The organism is Pseudocitrobacter sp. CD920760 (genome assembly GCF_057782505.1).
In genome coordinates this window covers 849268-871076 of record NZ_CM173490.1, presented here as the reverse complement: position 1 = coordinate 871076, position 21809 = coordinate 849268, and the positions used below count along the sequence as shown (strand labels likewise).

16 protein-coding genes are annotated in these 21809 nt (G+C 54.8%); 8 read left to right on the top strand and 8 right to left on the bottom strand.

The genetic code is table 11. From position 1 onward, the window contains the following. The first annotated feature begins 3 nt into the window (after positions 1–3). Positions 4–792 carry an adenosylmethionine decarboxylase gene (gene speD / locus AC1MKH_RS03950; RefSeq protein ID WP_276221695.1) on the top strand — a complete coding sequence of 263 codons (789 nt, stop codon included), beginning with the start codon at positions 4–6 and terminating at the stop codon, positions 790–792. 67 nt (positions 793–859) lie between these two features. Here the strand turns inward: speD and yacL are convergent, their stop codons facing one another. Both yacL and acnB read right to left on the bottom strand, forming a co-directional pair. Beyond that, a complete protein-coding gene (gene yacL, locus AC1MKH_RS03945; RefSeq protein WP_015965890.1) occupies positions 860–1222 on the bottom strand; it encodes a protein YacL in 363 nt (120 codons plus the stop codon). A 288-nt stretch (positions 1223–1510) separates the two neighbouring features. Beyond that, positions 1511–4108: a bifunctional aconitate hydratase 2/2-methylisocitrate dehydratase gene (acnB, locus tag AC1MKH_RS03940; RefSeq protein WP_276221697.1), complete on the bottom strand. Its 2598-nt coding sequence runs from the start codon at positions 4106–4108 to the stop codon at positions 1511–1513. A 386-nt stretch (positions 4109–4494) separates the two neighbouring features. On the opposite strand from acnB, the gene AC1MKH_RS03935 reads away from it, so the two are divergent. Then, complete coding sequence (locus AC1MKH_RS03935) at positions 4495–6180, top strand: DUF3300 domain-containing protein (protein WP_276221699.1); 1686 nt, start codon at positions 4495–4497, stop codon at positions 6178–6180. 11 nt (positions 6181–6191) lie between these two features. Next, positions 6192–6983: a DUF2950 family protein gene (locus AC1MKH_RS03930; RefSeq protein WP_276221701.1), complete on the top strand. Its 792-nt coding sequence runs from the start codon at positions 6192–6194 to the stop codon at positions 6981–6983. Positions 6984–7107: 124 nt separating this feature from the next. On the opposite strand, the gene lpdA is transcribed toward AC1MKH_RS03930, so the two are convergent. From lpdA to pdhR, 4 genes are all read right to left on the bottom strand, one after another. Next, on the bottom strand, positions 7108–8532 hold the full coding sequence (gene lpdA, locus AC1MKH_RS03925) for a dihydrolipoyl dehydrogenase (protein WP_149463131.1): 1425 nt from the start codon (positions 8530–8532) through the stop codon (positions 7108–7110). Positions 8533–8734: 202 nt separating this feature from the next. Then, entirely contained in the window at positions 8735–10621 is a 1887-nt protein-coding gene (gene aceF, locus AC1MKH_RS03920) for a pyruvate dehydrogenase complex dihydrolipoyllysine-residue acetyltransferase (RefSeq protein WP_276221703.1), read from the bottom strand. A 14-nt stretch (positions 10622–10635) separates the two neighbouring features. Next, on the bottom strand, positions 10636–13299 hold the full coding sequence (aceE, locus tag AC1MKH_RS03915) for a pyruvate dehydrogenase (acetyl-transferring), homodimeric type (protein WP_276221705.1): 2664 nt from the start codon (positions 13297–13299) through the stop codon (positions 10636–10638). A gap of 154 nt (positions 13300–13453) precedes the next feature. Next, positions 13454–14218: a pyruvate dehydrogenase complex transcriptional repressor PdhR gene (gene pdhR / locus AC1MKH_RS03910; RefSeq protein ID WP_015965898.1), complete on the bottom strand. Its 765-nt coding sequence runs from the start codon at positions 14216–14218 to the stop codon at positions 13454–13456. Between the two features lie 526 nt (positions 14219–14744). Between pdhR and aroP the strand changes: the two genes are divergently transcribed. From aroP to AC1MKH_RS03895, 3 genes are all read left to right on the top strand, one after another. Then, complete coding sequence (gene aroP, locus AC1MKH_RS03905; RefSeq protein WP_276221707.1) at positions 14745–16121, top strand: aromatic amino acid transporter AroP; 1377 nt, start codon at positions 14745–14747, stop codon at positions 16119–16121. Between the two features lie 163 nt (positions 16122–16284). Further along, the gene (locus AC1MKH_RS03900; RefSeq protein WP_276221710.1) at positions 16285–17691 is read left to right on the top strand and encodes a glycoside-pentoside-hexuronide (GPH):cation symporter; all 1407 of its coding nucleotides are present in this window, start codon (positions 16285–16287) and stop codon (positions 17689–17691) included. Beyond that, positions 17691–18641, top strand: coding sequence for a glycoside hydrolase family 43 protein (locus AC1MKH_RS03895; protein WP_276221712.1), 951 nt, complete (start codon positions 17691–17693; stop codon positions 18639–18641). Before AC1MKH_RS03900 ends, AC1MKH_RS03895 begins: the two co-directional genes overlap by 1 nt. 126 nt (positions 18642–18767) lie before the next feature. Here AC1MKH_RS03895 and ampE read toward each other — a convergent pair whose 3' ends face one another. After that, positions 18768–19622: a beta-lactamase regulator AmpE gene (ampE, locus tag AC1MKH_RS03890; RefSeq protein ID WP_276221714.1), complete on the bottom strand. Its 855-nt coding sequence runs from the start codon at positions 19620–19622 to the stop codon at positions 18768–18770. Beyond that, positions 19619–20182, bottom strand: coding sequence for a 1,6-anhydro-N-acetylmuramyl-L-alanine amidase AmpD (gene ampD / locus AC1MKH_RS03885; protein ID WP_276221717.1), 564 nt, complete (start codon positions 20180–20182; stop codon positions 19619–19621). Before ampD ends, ampE begins: the two co-directional genes overlap by 4 nt. 87 nt (positions 20183–20269) lie before the next feature. Here ampD and nadC point away from each other — a divergent pair, with 87 nt between their 5' ends. Next, the gene (gene nadC / locus AC1MKH_RS03880; RefSeq protein ID WP_276221719.1) at positions 20270–21163 is read left to right on the top strand and encodes a carboxylating nicotinate-nucleotide diphosphorylase; all 894 of its coding nucleotides are present in this window, start codon (positions 20270–20272) and stop codon (positions 21161–21163) included. Positions 21164–21364: 201 nt separating this feature from the next. Next, a complete protein-coding gene (gene ppdD / locus AC1MKH_RS03875; RefSeq protein ID WP_276221721.1) occupies positions 21365–21802 on the top strand; it encodes a prepilin peptidase-dependent pilin in 438 nt (145 codons plus the stop codon). Positions 21803–21809 lie beyond the last annotated feature (7 nt).

Here is a 21809-nt window from a genome sequence, read left to right as displayed (position 1 = left end):
AAATTGAAAAAACTGAAGCTGCACGGCTTTAACAACCTGACCAAGAGCCTGAGTTTTTGTATTTACGATATCTGTTATGCAAAAACCGCAGAAGAGCGCGATGGCTACATCGCCTACATCGATGAACTCTATAACGCCAATCGTCTGACCGAGATCCTGTCAGAAACCTGTTCCATCATCGGCGCGAACATTCTCAACATCGCCCGCCAGGATTACGAACCGCAGGGCGCGAGCGTCACCATTCTGGTGAGCGAAGAACCCGTTGATCCACAATTAATTGATAAAACCGAACATCCCGGCCCGCTGCCGGAAGCGGTGGTGGCACATCTCGATAAGAGCCACATTTGCGTACACACCTATCCGGAAAGCCACCCGGAAGGCGGCCTGTGTACCTTCCGCGCAGATATAGAAGTCTCGACCTGTGGCGTCATTTCACCGCTGAACGCGCTGAACTACCTCATCCACCAGCTGGAATCCGATATTGTCACCATTGATTATCGCGTACGCGGTTTCACCCGCGATATCAACGGCATGAAACATTTTATCGATCATGAGATTAATTCGATTCAGAACTTTATGTCGGATGACATGAAGTCGCTGTATGACATGGTTGACGTAAATGTGTACCAGGAGAACATCTTCCACACCAAGATGATGCTCAAAGAGTTCGACCTGAAACACTACATGTTCCACACCAAACCGGAAGATTTAACCGACACCGAGCGCAAAGAAATTACCGCTGCGCTATGGAAGGAGATGCGCGAGATTTATTACGCGCGCAATATTGCCTGAACACAGAGCAGCCATCCGGCCTACAGCCACTTTAGGTTTGTAGGCCGGATAAGCGAAGCGCCAACCGTTAGCGCTGCTTCAGAAAATCGCGATACGCCGCGACCACCTGTAAAAAATCTTCGACGCCGCACAGGGATAAACTCTCTTCGTCGTAATAATTCATCCCTTCTTCCATTTCGTCGCCGGTGAATTCGAGCTGGTTTGCGCGGATCATCACCTCTTCGCCATCCAGCCACAGCGTGTATTCGTGGCCCGCCCGCTGCCAGGAGCGCTCGCTACCTTTTACCGCACGCGCCGCCTCTTCGACTTCATCCAACAGCGCCAGATTCTCTTTTACTTCTTCATTAAACCAGTGACCGACCACTTCGTGGCCCATCGACATACGCACCTTTACCCCTCCGGTAACATCGCGCAGAAATTCGTAATCCATAATCGTCTTCCTCTGCAAAGGCAATGCGTCAGCGCTGCATTGTACCCATGCTGTAATTATCGCAGTCGACAGGAAGAATAAAAGCGGAGCGGGTTGAAGGAATGGAAATAAAGTGCCTCTCTGTGGCGAAAAGAGGGACGATGGGTCAACTTCTGAGCATATCGGTGCCGGATGGCGCTACGCTTATCCGGCCTACAATAAAGTCCCCGTAGACCGGATAAGCGTAGCGCCATCCGGCAAAAAAAAAGCCACTTCTTGGGAAGTGGCTTTTCACAGCAAGCTAAAACCTTAAACCGCGGTCTGGAAAATCACCCCGTCCGCTTTCTCGGTGTACTGAGAAAGCTGATCGAAGTTCAGATAGCGGTAAGTATCGACAGCGGTTTTATCCACCTGTGCAACGTAGGTCTGATACTCGTCCGGCGTTGGCAGTTTGCCAATCAGCGCCGCAACGGCGGCCAGTTCCGCAGAAGCCAGGAAGACGTTCGCGCCGGTACCCAGACGGTTCGGGAAGTTACGGGTTGAGGTGGAAACCACCGTCGCGCCGTCTGCCACACGCGCCTGGTTACCCATGCACAGTGAACAGCCCGGGATCTCGATACGCGCACCGCTCTTACCGAAGACGCTGTAGTAGCCCTCTTCCGTCAGCTGCGCAGCGTCCATACGGGTTGGCGGTGCCACCCACAGGCGCGTCGGCAGTTGGCCTTTATGCGCATCCAGCAGTTTACCCGCGGCACGGAAGTGACCGATGTTGGTCATGCAGGAACCGATAAACACTTCGTCGATCTTCTCGCCCTGCACGTCAGAGAGCAGACGCGCGTCATCCGGATCGTTCGGCGCGCACAGAATCGGCTCTTTGATATCGGCCAGATCGATGTCGATCACCGCCGCGTATTCTGCATCTGCATCACCTTCCAGCAGCTCAGGATTCGCCAGCCATTTCTCCATGCCCTGAACACGACGTTCCAGCGTACGACGGTCGCCGTAACCTTCGGCAATCATCCACTTCAGCAGAACGATGTTGGAGCTCAGATACTCTACAATCGGCTCTTTGTTCAGTTTGATGGTACAACCGGCAGCGGAACGTTCAGCGGACGCATCGGTCAGCTCAAACGCTTGCTCAACTTTCAGATCCGGGAGACCTTCGATTTCGAGGATGCGGCCAGAGAAGATGTTTTTCTTACCTTTCTTCTCAACGGTCAGCAGACCTTGTTTGATGGCATACAGCGGAATGGCGTGAACCAGATCGCGCAGAGTAATGCCCGGCTGCATTTTGCCTTTGAAGCGCACCAGAACGGATTCCGGCATATCCAGCGGCATGACGCCAGTTGCAGCAGCAAACGCCACCAGACCGGAGCCCGCCGGGAAGGAGATCCCAATCGGGAAACGGGTGTGGGAGTCACCACCAGTACCCACAGTATCCGGCAGCAGCATACGGTTCAGCCAGGAGTGGATGACGCCATCGCCCGGACGCAGCGACACGCCGCCACGGTTCATGATGAAGTCCGGCAGAGTGTGGTGCGTGGTGACGTCAACCGGCTTCGGATACGCCGCGGTGTGACAGAAGGACTGCATCACCAGGTCAGCCGAGAAGCCCAGGCACGCCAGGTCTTTCAGCTCATCACGTGTCATTGGACCGGTGGTGTCCTGAGAACCAACAGAAGTCATCTTCGGTTCGCAGTACGCGCCCGGACGAATGCCTTTCACGCCACAGGCACGGCCAACCATTTTCTGCGCCAGCGAGTAGCCACGGTCGCTTTCCGCCACGTCTTTCGCCTGACGGAACACGTCGCTGTGCGGCAGGCCGAGTGATTCACGCGCTTTAGTGGTCAAACCGCGACCGATGATCAGCGGGATACGGCCACCGGCACGCACTTCGTCAATCAGCACGTCGGTTTTCAGTTCAAAGCTAGCCAGCAATTCGCCAGTTTCGTGGTTACGCACTTCGCCTTTGAACGGGTAAACGTCAATCACGTCGCCCATGTTCAGGTCATTAACGTCCACTTCAATTGGCAGAGCGCCCGCATCTTCCATGGTGTTGAAGAAGATAGGTGCAATTTTGCCGCCCAGGCACAGGCCGCCGCCGCGCTTGTTCGGCACATGCGGGATATCGTCCCCCATGAACCACAGCACGGAGTTGGTCGCAGATTTACGCGAAGAACCGGTACCCACAACATCACCCACGTAAGCCAGCGGGAAACCTTTCTGTTGCAGAGCTTCGATCTGTTTGATCGGGCCAACCACGCCCGGTTGATCCGGTTCGATCCCTTCACGGGCGTTTTTCAGCATCGCCAGCGCGTGCAGCGGAATATCCGGGCGCGACCACGCATCCGGTGCCGGAGAGAGGTCATCGGTGTTGGTTTCGCCGGTCACTTTGAAGACGGTAACGGTAATTTTTTCAGCCAGTTGCGGACGGTTCAGGAACCATTCGGCGTCAGCCCAGGATTGAATCACCTGCTTCGCGTAAGCGTTGCCCGCTTTCGCTTTCTCTTCTACGTCGTAGAAGTTATCGAACATCAGCAGGGTGTGGGAGAGCGCTTTGGCAGCAATCGGTGCCAGTTTCGCATCGTCCAGCGCGTCGATCAGCGGATGAATATTGTAGCCGCCCTGCATGGTGCCCAGCAGTTCAATGGCTTTTTCAGGAGTGATCAGCGGGGAAGTCGCTTCGCCTTTGGCGACAGCAGCAAGGAATCCGGCTTTGACGTAAGCAGCTTCATCAACGCCCGGCGGTACACGGTTAATCAACAGGTCTAACAGGAATTCTTCTTCGCCAGCAGGCGGATTCTTCAGCAGCTCAACCAGCGCGGCCATTTGGGTTGCGTCTAGGGGTTTAGCAACAATCCCTTCGGCGGCACGCTCAGCTACGTGCTCACGGTATTCTTTTAGCACGACGGTATCTCCTCGCTCTCATTGTCATATGCGGTCGGCTCTTCTTCACGCTCCTGTGAGACAGCAGTTTGTAGGGGGTATGCCGGATACCGCAATGGGCAGAATAGCAGGATTTTAGAGAGGTGTTAATCTGTTTACAAAAAAGCAACATAAAATATTGGCTGAATCGTTAAGGATGGTCTATAAACAGTACCCTTCCCTTAAACGGGGAATTTTTAGCTGCAATGTTTGCTCACATAATTCCCTGCCTTGATTATTCATCTGTGCAATTTATCCCAAGATTAGTCAAAAATTAAACTATCGTCTCTTTATACTCACGCTTCATCGTACCTGCCGAATGCAGGCGCTTCGACCTGGCGATTTCATCAGAAATCGGGAGTATGAATATGAATCTGCCCTTTAAGCCTCATGTGCTCGCGCTGATATGCAGCGCGGGATTGCTTGCCGCTGCCGGTACGCTGTACGTTAAAAGCCGCGCGCCAGAAGAACCCGCGCCCGCGCCTGCAACAACCGTTGCGCCGCCGGTGACAACCCCGGTTCCTGCTCCCGTACCCGCTTCCGCGCCTGAGGTGAAAACCACCTACACTCCGGCGCAAATTAACCAGTGGGTCGCCCCGATTGCGCTTTACCCTGATGCCCTGCTGTCGCAAGTGTTGATGGCCGCCACCTATCCGGCAAACGTTGTTCAGGCGGTGCAGTGGTCGAAGGATCATCCCTCCTTGCAGGGAGATGCCGCTATCCAGGGCGTGTCTGACCAACCGTGGGATGCCAGTGTAAAATCGCTGGTGGCCTTCCCGCCCTTGATGACCATGATGGGTCAGGACCCGGTGTGGGTAGAAAATCTGGGGAATGCTTTCCTGGCGCAGCCGCAGGATGTAATGAACGCGGTGCAACAGTTGCGTGCGCTGGCGCAGCAAACCGGCTCACTGAAATCGACGCCGCAGCAAACGGTCACCAGCGTGCCCAAAACGGCGGTAGCCCCGGTCTCGACGTCTGCGTCTGTTGCACAATCAACCGGGCAAAAATCGGCCCCGGCATCGTCGTCAACGGTGATTAAAATCGAGCCTGCCGACCCGCAGGTGGTGTACGTGCCAAGCTACAACCCGTCAACGGTGTACGGCACCTGGCCGACGCCCGCCTATCCGCCCGTTTATATTCCGCCTTCTCCCGGTGAAGAGTTTACCAATAGCCTGGTGAAAGGCTTTGGCTACAGCTTGGGCGTCGCTACCACCTACGCGCTGTTCAGCAATATCGACTGGGACGACGATGACGATCATCATCACCATGATAACGATGATTACCACGGCGGCGGGGGCTACAACCGCAACGGTGATAACAACATCAATATTAATGTCGAAAACTTTAACCATATCACCGGGCAGAACCTGCGCGGCGAGAACGCACGCTGGCAGCATAATCCGGCGTACCGCAATCAGGTGCCGTACCCCAGCAATACCGTGGCGAATCAATTCCGCCAGACCAACGTACCGGGCGGCCTGAGCGCAACCCAGACGCCGGTGACCCGCGACAGCCAGCGCCAGGCGGCCATGGATAAACTGTCGCAGGGCGGCATTAAAACGCCATCACAGCCCATCGCCGCCGCGCCAAAAGATGCGCAGCGTCAGGCCGCCTCAAAACAGCTACAGCAAATTGCCCAGCGCGATAACTACCGTGGTTACGACACGCCGCGCACGTCCACTCAGCGTGAAGCATCAAAAGCGCAGATGCAGCAGCGGATGAATAACAGCACGCCGGAACAACGCCAGCAACGCCAGGAAGCCGTGCAGCAGCGTCGCAGCACCACCACGCCGGAACAGCGCCAGCAGCGGCAGGAAGCGGTGCAGCAACGTCGCAGCACCACCACGCCAGAGCAACGCCAGCAGCGGCAGGAAAACGTTCGCCAGCATGTGAATACGCGAAATGCGAACGTCTTTAGCGGCAACGAAAGCCGTGGGCCATCCTGGCAGCAGCAGGCGCAGCGCGGGCAGCAAAGTCGCAACGTTGTGCGTAGTAGCAACCGGGAAGCCGTTCGCGAACGGTCTTCCGGGCAGCGTGAATTCCACCGTCGATAAGAGAGCGCACCATGAAAAAGATCCTTCTCAGCACGCTGCTGTTCTCGCTTCCCCTGGTGAGTTTTGCCCAGCAGCAGTTTGCTAACCCGCTCGACGCCGCAACGGCTTTTGCCGACGCGGTGACCACCCGCAATGAACCGCAGCTTAACGCGTTGCTGGGCGATGACTGGCGGCAATTTTTACCGCCGGATGGGGCTGACCCGGAAGCGGTCGCCCGCTTTGAACGAGACTGGAAAATCAGCCATCGTATTGACCAAAAAGGCGATACCGCCCATATCAATGTCGGTGCCGATAGCTGGCAACTGCCTTTGCCTATCGTCAAAACCGAGGCGGGCTGGCACTTTGATATGCAGGCGGCGCAGGATGAAATCATTACCCGCACCATCGGGCGCAACGAGCTTTCGGCTATTGGCGCAATGCACGCCTACGTTGATGCGCAGGAAGATTACCACCTGAGAAAACAGCGTTACGCCAGCAAGCTTATCAGCAGCGAAGGTCAGCAGGACGGTCTTTACTGGCCGATGCAGCCCGGCGAAGCACCGAGCCCGCTGGGGCCAGCGTTCAGCCCGGTAACGCCGGGTGAAGGTTATCACGGCTACCGTTTTCGCATTATCGACAGTAATCAATCCGACGGCTTTGCCCTGATAGCCTGGCCGGTAGAGTATGGTGAAACCGGGGTGATGAGCTTTATGGTCAGCCAGGACGATCGGGTCTATCAGGCAGACTTCGGTGAGGAAACGGCGGAGAAAGTGGCGGCAATAACCCGCTTTGATGCGCAAGCGCCGTGGCAGCCGGAAGAGTAACAGGCGTAAAAAAAGCGGCTGGTTAGCCGCTTTTTATTTGCCGGATGGCGGCTGACGCCTTATCCGGCCTACCCAATCGTAGGCCTGATAAGCGAAGCGCCATCAGGCACCGTCGCGCAGAAACTTACTTCTTCTTCGCTTTCGGGTTTGGCAGGTCGGTGATGCTACCTTCGTACACTTCTGCGGCCAGGCCAACAGATTCGTGCAGCGTCGGGTGAGCATGGATGGTCAGCGCGATGTCTTCCGCGTCACAACCCATCTCGATAGCCAGACCGATTTCGCCCAGCAGCTCGCCGCCGTTGGTGCCGACAATCGCACCACCGATAACACGGTGAGATTCTTTGTCGAAAATCAGTTTGGTCATACCGTCTGCGCAGTCGGAAGCGATAGCACGGCCAGAAGCAGCCCACGGGAAGGTGGCGGTTTCGTAACTGATGCCTTTCTCTTTCGCTTCTTTCTCAGTCAGGCCAACCCATGCCACTTCTGGTTCAGTGTAGGCAATGGATGGGATAACTTTCGGGTCGAAGTAGTGTTTCTTACCGGCGATAACTTCAGCGGCAACGTGACCTTCGTGAACACCTTTGTGCGCCAGCATCGGCTGACCGACGATATCGCCGATAGCAAAGATGTGCGGCACGTTAGTGCGCAGCTGTTTGTCAACGCGGATGAAGCCACGATCGTCCACTTCCACGCCTGCTTTGCCTGCGTCGAGGTTTTTACCGTTCGGTACACGGCCGATAGCTACCAGCACGGCATCGTAACGCTGTGCTTCAGAAGGTGCTTTTTTGCCTTCCATGGAAACGTAAATACCGTCTTCTTTCGCTTCAACGGCAGTCACTTTGGTTTCCAGCATCAGGTTGAATTTCTTGCTGATGCGTTTGGTGAAGACTTTCACCACGTCTTTGTCGGCAGCCGGGATAACCTGGTCGAACATTTCAACCACGTCAATCTGTGAACCCAGCGCATGGTACACGGTACCCATTTCCAGACCGATGATACCGCCGCCCATAACCAGCAGACGTTTCGGTACTTCTTTCAGTTCCAGCGCATCGGTGGAATCCCACACGCGCGGATCTTCATGAGGAATAAACGGCAGTTCGATCGGACGGGAACCCGCCGCGATGATCGCGTTGTCGAAGTTGATCACGGTTTTGCCGTTTTCGCCTTCCACTTCCAGGGTGTTGGCCCCGGTAAATTTACCCAGACCGTTAACCACTTTCACTTTACGGCCTTTGGCCATACCGGCCAGACCACCGGTCAGTTGGGTGATAACTTTTTCTTTCCAGGTACGAATCTTGTCGATATCGGTTTTCGGCTCGCCGAAGACGATACCGTGGTCAGCCAGTGCTTTGGCTTCTTCGATAACTTTTGCTACGTGCAGCAGTGCTTTAGAAGGGATACAGCCGACGTTCAGACAAACACCACCGAGGGTGCTGTAACGTTCTACGATGACGGTCTCCAGACCTAAATCCGCGCAACGGAAAGCAGCAGAGTAGCCTGCCGGGCCCGCCCCAAGTACCACGACCTGAGTTTTAATTTCAGTACTCATCATGACCTCTTAATTATTTCCGGCGGTCCTGGGTACTCTTGTCGCCCATATCCACCGGGACGTTCTATCCGCGTTTATATTACAAAATTGTTAACAATTTTGAAACAACAAACGGCAAACGATTTTGTCCTTTGTTGCTAATAACCCCAAAACTACGAAGAGATTATCAGAAAAAAGCCGGCCGTCAGGCCGGCTTTTTCGATTACATCACCAGGCGACGAATGTCAGACAGTGTGTTGTTGATGATGGTGATAAAGCGCGCACCATCAGCACCGTCGATCACGCGGTGGTCGAAGGAGAGAGAGATAGGCATCATCAGACGCGGTACAAACTCTTTCCCGTTCCATACCGGCTCCATCGCCGATTTGGAGACACCGAGGATAGCCACTTCCGGCGCGTTAACAATCGGTGCGAAGTGGGTCGTACCCAGGCCGCCGATGCTGGAGATAGTGAAGCAACCGCCCTGCATTTCGCCAGCCGTCAGCTTACCATCACGCGCTTTTTTGGAGATGGTGGTCAGTTCGCGAGACAGCTCGGTGATGCTCTTCTTGTTCACGTCTTTAAAGACCGGAACGACCAGGCCGTTCGGGGTATCAACCGCCACACCAATGTTGATGTATTTCTTCAGCGTCAGTTTCTGGCCATCTTCGGACAGAGAGCTGTTGAAGCGAGGCATCTGTTCCAGAGCCGCGGCAACCGCTTTCATGATGAACACAACTGGGGTGAATTTTACATCCAGTTTGCGCTTCTCAGCTTCGGCGTTCTGCTGTTTACGGAACGCTTCCAGATCGGTGATATCGGTTTTATCGAAGTGCGTAACGTGCGGGATCATCACCCAGTTACGGCTCAGGTTAGCGCCAGAGATTTTCTGGATACGGCCCAGTTCCACTTCTTCGATTTCGCCGAACTTGCTGAAGTCCACTTTCGGCCATGGCAGCATGCCAGGGATACCGCCGCCAGTGGCAGCAGCCGGTGCAGACTCCGCGCGTTTCACCGCGTCTTTCACGTAAGCCTGAACGTCTTCGCGCAGGATACGGCCTTTACGACCCGTACCTTTCACTTTCGCCAGGTTCACGCCGAATTCGCGCGCCAGGCGACGAATCACCGGCGTTGCGTGGACATAAGCGTCATTTTCTGCGAAGTCAGACTTGCCTTCGGCTTTCGCCGCCGGAGCCGGAGCTGCCGCAGGAGCCGGAGCGGCAGCAGCCTGAGCCGGTGCAGCAGCCGGAGCCGCAGCAGGCGCAGCGCCTTCCACTTCGAAGACCATAATCAGGGAGCCGGTTTTTACTTTATCGCCGGTGCTGATTTTGATCTCTTTTACGGTGCCCGCGAACGGAGCCGGTACTTCCATAGAAGCTTTGTCGCCTTCTACGGTGATCAGAGACTGTTCGGCTTCGATTTTATCGCCAACTTTCACCATCACTTCGGTAACTTCAACTTCGTCGCCGCCGATATCTGGAACGTTAACGTCTTTCGCGCCGGATGCTGCCGGAGCAGCCGCCGCCGGAGCAGCTTCCGCTTTCGCCGGAGCCGCAGCAGGTGCAGCACCTGCCACTTCGAAGACCATGATCAGCGAGCCGGTAGACACTTTGTCGCCGGTGTTGATTTTGATCTCTTTAACCACGCCCGCGAACGGAGCCGGAACTTCCATAGAGGCTTTGTCGCCTTCTACGGTGATCAGAGACTGTTCAGCCACGATGGTGTCGCCCACTTTAACCATGATCTCAGTGACTTCAACTTCGTCGCCGCCGATGTCCGGTACGTGAACGTCTTTCGCCGCTGCCGCAGCAGGTGCTGCTGCCGGAGCCGCTTCTTTCTTCTCTTCTGCCTTGGCAGGTGCAGCATCAGCTGCACCGTCGGCGGAATCGAAAATCATGATCAGTTTGCCGGTCTCGGTTTTGTCGCCGACAGAGACTTTGATCTCTTTTACGACGCCAGCCTGCGGAGACGGAACTTCCATAGAGGCTTTGTCGCCTTCTACGGTGATCAGCGACTGTTCAGCTTCCACTTTGTCGCCAACTTTGACCAGGATCTCGGTGATTTCAACTTCATCAGACCCGATATCCGGTACATTGATTTCGATAGCCATTATTCTTTTACCTCTTACGCCAGACGCGGGTTAACTTTTTCTGCATCGATGTTGAATTTGGTAATTGCGTCAGCAACCACTTTCTTATCGATTTCGCCACGTTTAGCCAGTTCGCCCAGCGCCGCTACAACCACATAGGAAGCATCAACTTCGAAGTGGTGACGCAGGTTCTCACGGCTGTCGGAACGACCGAAGCCATCAGTACCCAGTACGCGGTAGTCATCAGCCGGTACATAAGTACGGACCTGCTCGGCGAACAGTTTCATATAGTCGGTGGATGCCACTGCCGGAGCGTCGTTCATCACCTGAGCGATGTACGGAACGCGCGGGGTTTCCATCGGGTGCAGCATGTTCCAGCGCTCACAATCCTGACCATCACGCGCCAGTTCAGTGAAGGACGTTACGCTATAAACGTCAGAACCTACGCCGTAATCTTTCGCCAGGATCTGTGCTGCTTCACGGACGTGACGCAGGATAGAACCGGAGCCCAGCAGCTGAACTTTACCTTTGCTACCTTCAACGGTTTCGAGTTTGTAGATACCTTTACGGATACCTTCCTCAGCACCTTCCGGCATGGCCGGCATGTGGTAGTTTTCGTTCAGCGTGGTGATGTAGTAGTAAACGTTCTCTTGTTTCTCACCGTACATACGCTCCAGACCATCATGCATGATGACCGCAACTTCGTACGCGTAAGACGGATCGTAAGAGATACAGTTCGGGATAGTCAGAGACTGAATATGGCTGTGACCATCTTCGTGCTGCAGACCTTCGCCGTTCAGAGTCGTACGACCGGAAGTACCACCTACCAGGAAGCCGCGAGCCTGCTGGTCGCCTGCCTGCCAGCACAGGTCACCGATACGCTGGAACCCGAACATGGAGTAGTAGATGTAGAACGGGATCATCGGCAGGTTGTTGGTGCTGTAAGAGGTCGCAGCAGCCAGCCAGGATGCGCCAGCACCCAGTTCGTTGATACCTTCCTGCAGGATCTGACCTTTCTCGTCTTCTTTGTAGTAAGCAACCTGCTCACGGTCCTGCGGGGTGTACTGCTGACCGTTCGGGCTGTAGATACCAATCTGACGGAACAGACCTTCCATACCGAAAGTACGCGCTTCATCGGCGATGATTGGAACCAGACGATCTTTGATCGACTTGTTCTTCAGCATCACGTTCAGGGCACGAACGAAAGCGATAGTGGTAGAGATCTCTTTATTCTGCTCTTCCAGCAGCGGTGCGAAATCTTCCAGAGTCGGCATTTCCAGCTTCTCAGTGAAGTGGGTCTGGCGGCTCGGCAGGTAACCGTGCAGTTTCTGACGCTGAGCGTGCAGATAAGTATGCTCTGGAGAACCTTCCGGGAAGGTCAGGTAAGAGAGGTTTTCCACCTGCTCGTCGGTTACCGGAACATTGAAGCGGTCGCGAATATAGCGCACGCCGTCCATGTTCATCTTCTTAACCTGGTGAGCGATGTTTTTACCTTCAGCGGTATCACCCATGCCGTAACCTTTAATGGTATGGGCCAGGATAACAGTCGCTTTGCCTTTGGTTTCCTGCGCTTTTTTCAGTGCAGCGTAAACTTTCTTCGGATCGTGACCACCACGGTTCAGCGCCCAGATCTGCTCATCAGTCCAGTCTGCAACCAGAGCTGCGGTTTCCGGATATTTACCGAAGAAGTGCTCACGCACGTAAGCGCCATCTTTGGATTTGAAGGTCTGGTAATCGCCGTCGACGGTTTCTTCCATCAGCTGGATCAGTTTACCGCTGGTGTCTTTACGCAGCAGCTCATCCCAACGACCGCCCCAGATAACCTTGATAACGTTCCAGCCAGCACCACCGAAGATGCCTTCCAGTTCGTTGATGATCTTACCGTTACCGGTGACCGGGCCATCCAGACGCTGCAGGTTACAGTTGATAACGAAGACCAGGTTATCCAGTTTTTCACGGGTGGCGATAGTGATCGCACCTTTGGATTCCGGTTCGTCCATCTCGCCGTCACCGAGGAACGCGTAAACGGTTTGTTTAGAGGTATCTTTCAGGCCACGGTGTTCCAGATATTTCAGGAACTTAGCCTGGTAGATCGCACCGATTGGGCCCAGACCCATTGATACAGTCGGGAACTGCCAGAATTCCGGCATCAGTTTCGGGTGCGGGTAAGAAGAAAGACCTTTACCGTGAACTTCCTGACGGAAGTTGTTCATCTGCTCTTCGGTCAGACGGCCTTCAAGGAACGCACGTGCGTAAACGCCCGGAGAAATGTGGCCCTGGAAGTAAACCAGATCGCCGCCATCCTGCTCGTTGCGCGCACGGAAGAAGTGGTTGAAACACACTTCGTAGAAGGTTGCAGAAGACTGGAAGGATGCCATGTGGCCGCCCAGTTCCAGATCTTTTTTGGATGCGCGCAGAACGGTCATGATCGCGTTCCAGCGGATAGCAGAGCGAATACGACGTTCCAGATCCAGATCGCCCGGGTATTCCGGTTCGTCTTCAACGGCAATAGTGTTTACATAACCGCTAGCACCTGCACCAGCAGCTACCTGAACGCCGCCTTTACGGGCCTCAGACAGCACCTGGTCGATCAGATACTGAGCGCGCTCAACACCTTCTTCACGGATAACCGATTCGATCGCCTGTAACCAGTCGCGAGTTTCGATCGGATCCACGTCATTTGGGAAACGTTCTGACATGGGGTTTTCCTTATCTATCTAGTACGTTGATTTATCTGGAACCTGTCCCATTGTGCTTTCAGTGGAAAACACAATAAGACAGGTTCTGTGTTTAGTTGCCGTGCGCCTGATGGCGCTTTTCTCATCTTCTGGTAAAACCGCTGCCAGAAAAAACTCAATCCTTGCGCTGTTGCAGGCGACGTAACGAGCGTTCACGACGGCTCTGTTCACGGCTCCTGTCCAGCAAAATCTCTTCAATAAAGGCCAGGTGACGGTGCGACGCTTCACGCGCCTGCTCCGGTTCACCGGCGACAATCGCCTCGAAAATCCGGGTGCGATGATTGCTGACCTGCGGGAGCATCTCCCGACGGGCATACAGCAACTCGAAGTTCTGCCGAACGTTTTGTGCCAACATTGGCTCCATACACCTTAGCAAATGGAGCAACACCACATTGTGGGCGGCTTCGGTCACGGCGATTTGATACTGGACGACGGCGCTCGACTCTGCGTCGAGGTCGCCCGATTGTTGAGCCCGTTCGATGGCCTGATGCAGTTCGCGAATACGTTCGCGATCTTCATCAGTGCTGCGCAGTGCCGCGTAATAAGCCGCGATACCTTCAAGCGCGTGACGGGTTTCAAGCAGATCAAACTGGGATTCAGGGTGGTCGGACAGAAGCTCTACCAGCGGATCGCTGAAGCTCTGCCACAAGCTGCTTTGGACAAAAGTCCCGCCGCCCTGGCGACGAAGCAGTAACCCTTTCGCTTCGAGACGTTGAATCGCCTCACGCAGCGAGGGACGGGATACGTCGAACTGTTTCGCCAGTTCGCGTTCAGGTGGAAGTTTTTCGCCGGGGCGTAATGTCCCCTCAAGAATCAAAAACTCCAACTGCTGCTCAATCACATCAGAAAGTTTTGGTTGGCGGATTTTGCTGTAGGCCATAGTTCCCTGTACCTGCCATTAGCCCGGAGTCAATTGGTCTTACCAATTTCAAGTTCGTAGCGCTAAAGTAACAAAGTATTCACCTTCTGTCCATACAGGTTTTGATTGAAATCAGTAAACCACGCACTTTTTAACAACATTACAGAAATGATGTTTCAGAATTGTAACCTTGCACAAAAAATGTCTTTACCACGTTGGAAGTACAATTAACGAAAAATATACGAAAATTACGCACACTGAAGCGTTTCACTTTGCCAATTAATGAATAGTTATGCACTTATTGCTGACAAAATGTACATGCTTACCCACTTCTGGGGCTGGCTGCTACACTTACAACTGGTTTCTTTTTATTCAATCCGTCATCAACCATTCATAAAGCAGGTGCATTTCCGCGCACTTACCACTATTCTTCCCAGGACGAAAGAGTTCCTCTCATTTTTATTCACTCTCTTTCGTAAACATAAAAATACAGGAAACGGAATTCCTTGATTACACACGTACAAATAACAACCACACACGAGGTTTCATGATGGAAGGTCAACAGCACAGCGACCAGCTGAAGCGCGGCCTCAAAAACCGCCATATCCAGCTGATTGCGCTGGGTGGAGCTATCGGTACCGGCCTGTTTCTCGGCAGTGCCTCCGTTATCCAGTCAGCCGGTCCGGGCATTATTCTGGGTTATGCCATTGCAGGCTTTATTGCCTTCCTGATCATGCGCCAGCTCGGTGAAATGGTCGTGGAAGAGCCGGTAGCCGGGTCATTCAGCCACTTTGCCTATAAATACTGGGGCAGTTTCGCCGGCTTCGCGTCAGGCTGGAACTATTGGGTACTGTACGTGCTGGTTGCCATGGCGGAGCTCACCGCAGTTGGCAAATACATCCAGTTCTGGTATCCGGAAATCCCGACCTGGGCTTCCGCAGCGGCCTTCTTTATTCTGATTAACGCCATTAACCTCACCAACGTAAAAGTGTTTGGGGAAATGGAGTTCTGGTTCGCCATCATTAAAGTGGTCGCCGTTGTTGGCATGATCCTGTTCGGTGGCTGGCTGCTGTTCAGCGGTAGCGCTGGCCCGCAGGCGACAGTTCGCAACCTGTGGGAACAGGGCGGCTTCCTGCCGCATGGCATGCAAGGCCTGGTGATGATGATGGCCATCATCATGTTCTCTTTCGGCGGGCTTGAGCTGGTCGGTATCACCGCCGCAGAAGCCGATAATCCGGAGCAAAGCATTCCAAAAGCCACCAATCAGGTTATCTATCGCATCCTGATTTTCTATGTAGGTTCGCTGGCGGTCCTGCTCTCTCTGTTGCCGTGGACGCGCGTCACCGCAGATGTCAGCCCGTTTGTTCTGATCTTCCACGAACTGGGCGATACGCTGGTGGCTAACGCGCTGAACGTTGTGGTTCTGACCGCGGCGCTCTCCGTTTATAACAGCTGCGTCTACTGTAACAGCCGCATGCTGTTCGGCCTCGCCCAGCAGGGGAACGCGCCGAAAGCGCTGCTCTCCGTCGATAAACGCGGCGTACCGGTCAACACCATTCTGGTTTCCGCTGTAGTGACCGCGCTGTGTGTGCTGATCAACTACCTGGCACCGGAATCCGCGTTCGGCCTGCTGATGGCGCTGGTGGTCTCTGCGCTGGTGATCAACTGGGCGATGATTAGCCTTGCGCACATGAAATTCCGCAAAGCGAAGCAGCTTCAGGGCGTCAAACCACGCTTCCCTGCGTTGCTCTATCCGGTCGGTAACTGGGTCTGCCTGCTGTTTATGGCGGCGGTGCTGGTTATCATGCTGATGACGCCGGGGATGGCGATTTCCGTGTACTTAATCCCGGTATGGATCTGTATTCTGGGTGTTGGCTACATGGTTAAACAGAAGGGTGCGAAAACGGCCGTGAAGGCGCATTAATCTCTTCTCTGGCCCCTTCCCTGTGGAAGGGGCCGACTCTGTTACCCGCTTCACACTTTCCTCTGCTCAGCTATTTCGTCCATATCCTCACCGTTATACTGCAACGCATTTCGCGGGCCACCAGCCAATAATTCTCTCCATACCGTCAGAGGGAGTTTCGGCAATGAATAACAATAAGTTATCAGTCAGAGAGAAAATTGGTTATGGCATGGGCGACGCCGGATGCAACATCATCTTCGGCGCTATCATGCTGTTCGTTAACTACTTTTATACCGATATTTTTGGTCTCGCCCCGGCGCTGGTCGGTGTTCTGCTGCTTTCCGTTCGCGTAATTGATGCCGTCACCGACCCCATCATGGGCGCGCTGGCCGACCGTACCCGCAGTAAGTATGGGCGATTTCGTCCATGGTTGCTGTGGATAGCGTTCCCTTACGCGCTATTCAGCGTACTGATGTTTACCACCCCGGACTGGACCTACAGCAGCAAAGTTATCTATGCGTTTGTCACCTATTTCCTGCTGTCGATTACCTACACCGCCATCAATATTCCCTATTGCTCGCTGGGTAGCGTCATCACCAATGACCCCAAAGAGCGCGTCGCCTGCCAGTCTTATCGCTTCGTGCTGGTGGGTATTGCCACGTTGCTGCTCTCATTGAGCCTGCTACCGATGGTTGACTGGTTTGGCGGTGGCGATAAAGCCAAAGGCTACCAGATAGCGATGACCGTGCTGGCCTTTATCGGCATGTGCATGTTCCTGTTCTGCTTTGCCACCGTGCGTGAGCGCGTGAAGCCCGCCGTACAGACCAATGATGAACTGAAGCAAGACCTGAAAGATGTGTGGAAAAACGACCAGTGGGTGCGCATCCTGCTGCTGACGCTGTGTAACGTCTGCCCCGGTTTTATCCGTATGGCGGCGACCATGTATTACGTCACCTGGGTGATGGGCCAGAGCACGCATTTCGCCACGCTGTTTATCAGCCTCGGCGTCGTCGGCATGATGTTCGGTAGCATGCTGGCGAAGGTGCTCACCGACCGCTGGTGTAAGCTCAAGGTCTTCTTCTGGACTAACATCGCGCTGGCGATTTTCTCTATCGCATTCTACTTCTTCGACCCGCATGCGACGGTCATGATCGTGGTGCTCTACTTCCTGCTCAACATCCTGCATCAGATCCCTTCCCCACTGCACTGGTCGCTGATGGCGGACGTCGATGACTACGGCGAATGGAAAACCGGTAAACGCATCACCGGGATCAGCTTCTCCGGCAACCTCTTCTTCCTGAAGGTCGGGCTGGCGATTGCCGGCGCAATGGTGGGCTTCCTGCTCTCCTGGTATGGCTACGATGCGGGCGCGAAGCAGCAAAGCGAAACCACGCTCAACGGTATCATGCTGCTGTTTACCGTCATTCCGGGCGTCGGGTATCTGCTTACCGCCGGGATTGTGCGGATGCTTAAGGTGGATCGCGACCTAATGAAACAGATTCAGTCCGATCTGGAAAAACGTCGCGAGAACTATCGCGAACTGAATGACTACCAGACCGGTAAAATCACCGAACACGTAAGGAAAGCATAATGAACCGCTGGCCCAATCCTTTTATAGAACAACGCGCCGACCCTTTCATTTTGCAGCATCAGGGAGCGTACTACTTTATCGCATCGGTACCTGAATATGATCGGCTGGAGATCCGCCGCGCCAGCACGCTTGAAGGGCTGCGCTGCGCCGACGCGGTTGTGGTCTGGCGTAAACCCGAAAGCGGCCCGATGTGCGAGCTTATCTGGGCACCGGAACTGCATAAGATTGACGGTCAATGGGTGATTTACTTCGCCGCTGCGCATACGCAGGCGCTGGACTCTCTCGGCATGTTCCAGCATCGGATGTATGCGCTGACCTGCGATGATGCCGATCCACTCAGTGGAAACTGGGTTGAGCGAGGCCAGGTAAAAACGCCGTTTGATACCTTCTGCCTGGACGCCACCACATTCCATCATCAGGGAAAACAGTGGTATCTGTGGGCGCAAAAATCGCCAGACATTGCTGGAAACTCCAACATCTATCTGGCTGAACTGGAAAACCCGTGGACGATTAAAGGCGAGCCGGTAATGCTCAGCAAACCAGAGTTTGACTGGGAATGTCGGGGGTTTCTGGTCAACGAAGGGCCTGCGGTGCTGGTGCATGGCAATAAGCTCTTTGTCAGCTACTCTGCCAGCGCCACCGATGAGAACTACTGCATGGGCCTGCTGTGGATTGACCTGAACGCTGACATGACGAAGCCGGGAAACTGGCATAAATCATCGCAACCGGTGTTCACTACCAGCTATGAAAACCGCCAGTACGGTCCGGGGCACAACAGCTTTACCCAAACGCCGGACGGGGAAGATGTGTTGGTGTATCACGCGAGGAATTACACGGAGATTGAAGGCGACCCGTTGTACGACCCGAATCGCCATACGCGGTTGAAACTGGTGCGCTGGCAGGAAGATGGCATGCCGGATTTCGGTGAGCCGCCAGCGGATACGATTTGAGCCGGTGCCCGGTGGCGCTAGCGCTTACCGGGCCTACAAAACACGTCTATCCGGCAAATCCGCACTCACTCGTAGGCCGGATAAGCGTCAGCGCCATCCGGCAATACTCGTGCACCCTGCAAACTCTTACACCAGCGTCCCATAAATGGTCAGCAGCGCCATAATCACCACCACCACAAATGAGGTTTTCTTCGCCATCGATACCGCCGCTTTTGGCGTCTCAACGCGGTCAACGTGTGGCTCGCGCGCCAGCGAATACTGCGCCAGCTGCGTCAGGACCTGGTACTGGGAAGTATGGCGATCGCCCAGCGAAGCAAACCACGCGGGTAGCGCCTTCTCACCATGGCCAAGCAGGGCGTAAACCACACCCACCAGCCGCACCGGAAGCCAGTCCACAATATGCAAAATAGCATCAATGCCAGACTGCAAGCGGTGATGCGGCGTCTGGTAACGCGCCAGCCACGACTGCCATGCACGCAGGAAAGAATAGCCCATCAGCATCACCGGGCCCCACGGGCCGCCGACCACAAACCAGAACAGTGGCGCAAGATAGAAACGGTAGTTAATCCACAGCAGCGCATTTTGCAGCTCGCGCAGAAACTCGCGCTCATCGCAACCCGATGGCACACCGTGGATCATCGTCAGCTCGCAGGCCATCGCATCCCGCGCGTGGCTATCATTGAGCGATGCCGCCTTCAGGTAAGCGTGATAGTGCAGCCGCACGCGCCCTGCCCCGATACACAGCAGGCCGAGTAAAATCCAGAACACCAGCAGCGGCACGTTAAACAGCAGCCCGTCGAGCGCACGCTGAATCAAAAACACCACTACCATCGCCACCACGGTCATCGCAAGCGTAGCGACAAAAGAGAAGCGTTTGATACGACGGAACAGTACTTCCAGACGGTGGTCGAGCTGCCAGTGCTCGCCCAACTTAAATAAACGCTCGGCAATCAGCACCAGTAGCGTGGTAAACAGCGTCATGTCATCTCCTTATCTGACGAAGGGGTGACCAGTGCGCGAAAGCGAGCCCAGTCAAACGCCGGGCCCGGATCGGTTTTGCGCACGGGCGCGATATCACAGTGTCCTGTCATATTATCGGCGATAGCCGGATAAATCGTTATCAACAATCGGGTTAACGCCGCCAGTTGCTGATACTGCGTATCGGTGTAGGCCAGCGTATCGGTGCCTTCCAGCTCAATGCCAATCGAAAAATCATTGCAGCGCTCGCGGCCTTGATATTCCGACATACCCGCGTGCCAGGCGCGCTTATCGAAAGGAACATACTGCACAATTTCCCCATCGCGGCAAATCAGACAATGGGCAGAAACGCGCAGGTGAGAAATCTCGGCGAAAAAGGGATGGGCGTTCGGGTCGAGCGTGCCGGTAAACAGCGCATCTATCCATGGGCCGCCAAATTCGCCAGGGGGTAAACTGATATTGTGAACAACCAGCAATGACGGGGTTTCATCGTCCGGGCGGCAGTCAAAGTGTGGCGACGGTACATGACGTGCGCCCACCAGCCATCCCTCATCTAACAACATGCTGGATCTCCTTATGTGTGGTGCTGATTCTCGGTTCAGAGTAGCATGTTTAAACCTTTCGAATCGTTACCAATTTGGAGTTTTATCATGCCGCCTCGCCGCTACAACCCAGACCACCGACGTGACGCGCTTCTGGAACGTATCAATCTCGACATTCCCAACGCTGTGGCACAGGCGCTCCGTGAAGATCTGGGCGGAGAAGTGGATGCCAATAACGACATTACCGCCCAACTTCTGCCTGCGGAAACGCGCTCTCACGCGGTGGTGATCACCCGCGAAGACGGCGTGTTCTGCGGTAAACGCTGGGTTGAAGAGGTGTTTATTCAACTGGCGGGCGACGATGTTGCGCTGACCTGGCACGTGGAAGATGGCGACCTGCTGAAAGCCGATCAGCCGCTGTTTGAAATCGATGGTCCTTCCCGCGTCCTGCTGACCGGCGAGCGTACCGCGCTGAATTTCGTGCAAACCCTCTCGGGCGTGGCAAGTGAGGTCCGTCGCTATGTTGACCTGCTGGAAGGTACCAAAACGCAGCTGCTGGATACCCGCAAAACCCTGCCTGGCCTGCGTACCGCACTGAAATATGCCGTGCTATGCGGCGGCGGCGCGAATCACCGCCTGGGTCTTTCCGATGCGTTCCTGATTAAGGAAAACCACATTATCGCCTCCGGCTCCGTGCGTCAGGCGGTGGAAAAAGCCTTCTGGCTACACCCGGATGTGCCGGTGGAAGTGGAAGTGGAAAATCTGGAAGAGCTGGAAGACGCGCTGAAAGCCGGGGCCGACATCATCATGCTTGATAACTTTGACACTGAACTGATGCGCAAAGCCGTCGCCATCACCAAAGGCCAGGCACGGCTGGAAGTCTCCGGCAACGTCACCTTTGACACCATTCGCGAATTCGCTGAAACCGGCGTGGATTACATCTCCGTTGGCGCATTGACCAAACACGTGCGCGCATTAGACCTCTCCATGCGTTTTCGTTAATTCCCGCAATCCGGCCTGCCTCCTTCGCAGGCCGGACAAGCACAGCCCCTCCGGCAATTTTCCGCACTCCCTTCCATTTTTCATGTTGTCTTCTGCAACGCAGAAAAACTCTCTGGAACGCGCTTTCCTGAATTCCTTTTTGCCCCTCGCGCCCGCTTCACGCCCCTGACACACTCCCGCCATCTCAACCAGGAGTGCATTATGGAAAAGCAAAAAGGATTTACCCTTATCGAGCTGATGGTAGTGATCGGCATCATCGCCATCTTAAGCGCCATTGGGATCCCGGCGTATCAAAACTACCTGCGCAAAGCCGCGCTCACCGACATGTTGCAAACCTTCGTCCCCTATCGCACGGCAATTGAATTGTGCGCCCTCGACCACGGCGGGCTGAACAGCTGCGATGGCGGCAGTAACGGCATTCCCTCGCCCACCACCACGCGTTATGTCTCTGGCATGAGTATCGCCAAAGGCGTGGTCATTCTCACCGGCCAGGAGAGCCTGAACGGCCTATCGGTCACCATGACGCCGGGCTGGGATAACGCCAATGGCGTGACCGGCTGGACGCGCGTTTGCGATATCCAGAGCGACAGCGCCCTGCAACAAGCCTGCGAAGATGTCTTCCGCTTCGATGCGCAGTAAGCCGGAG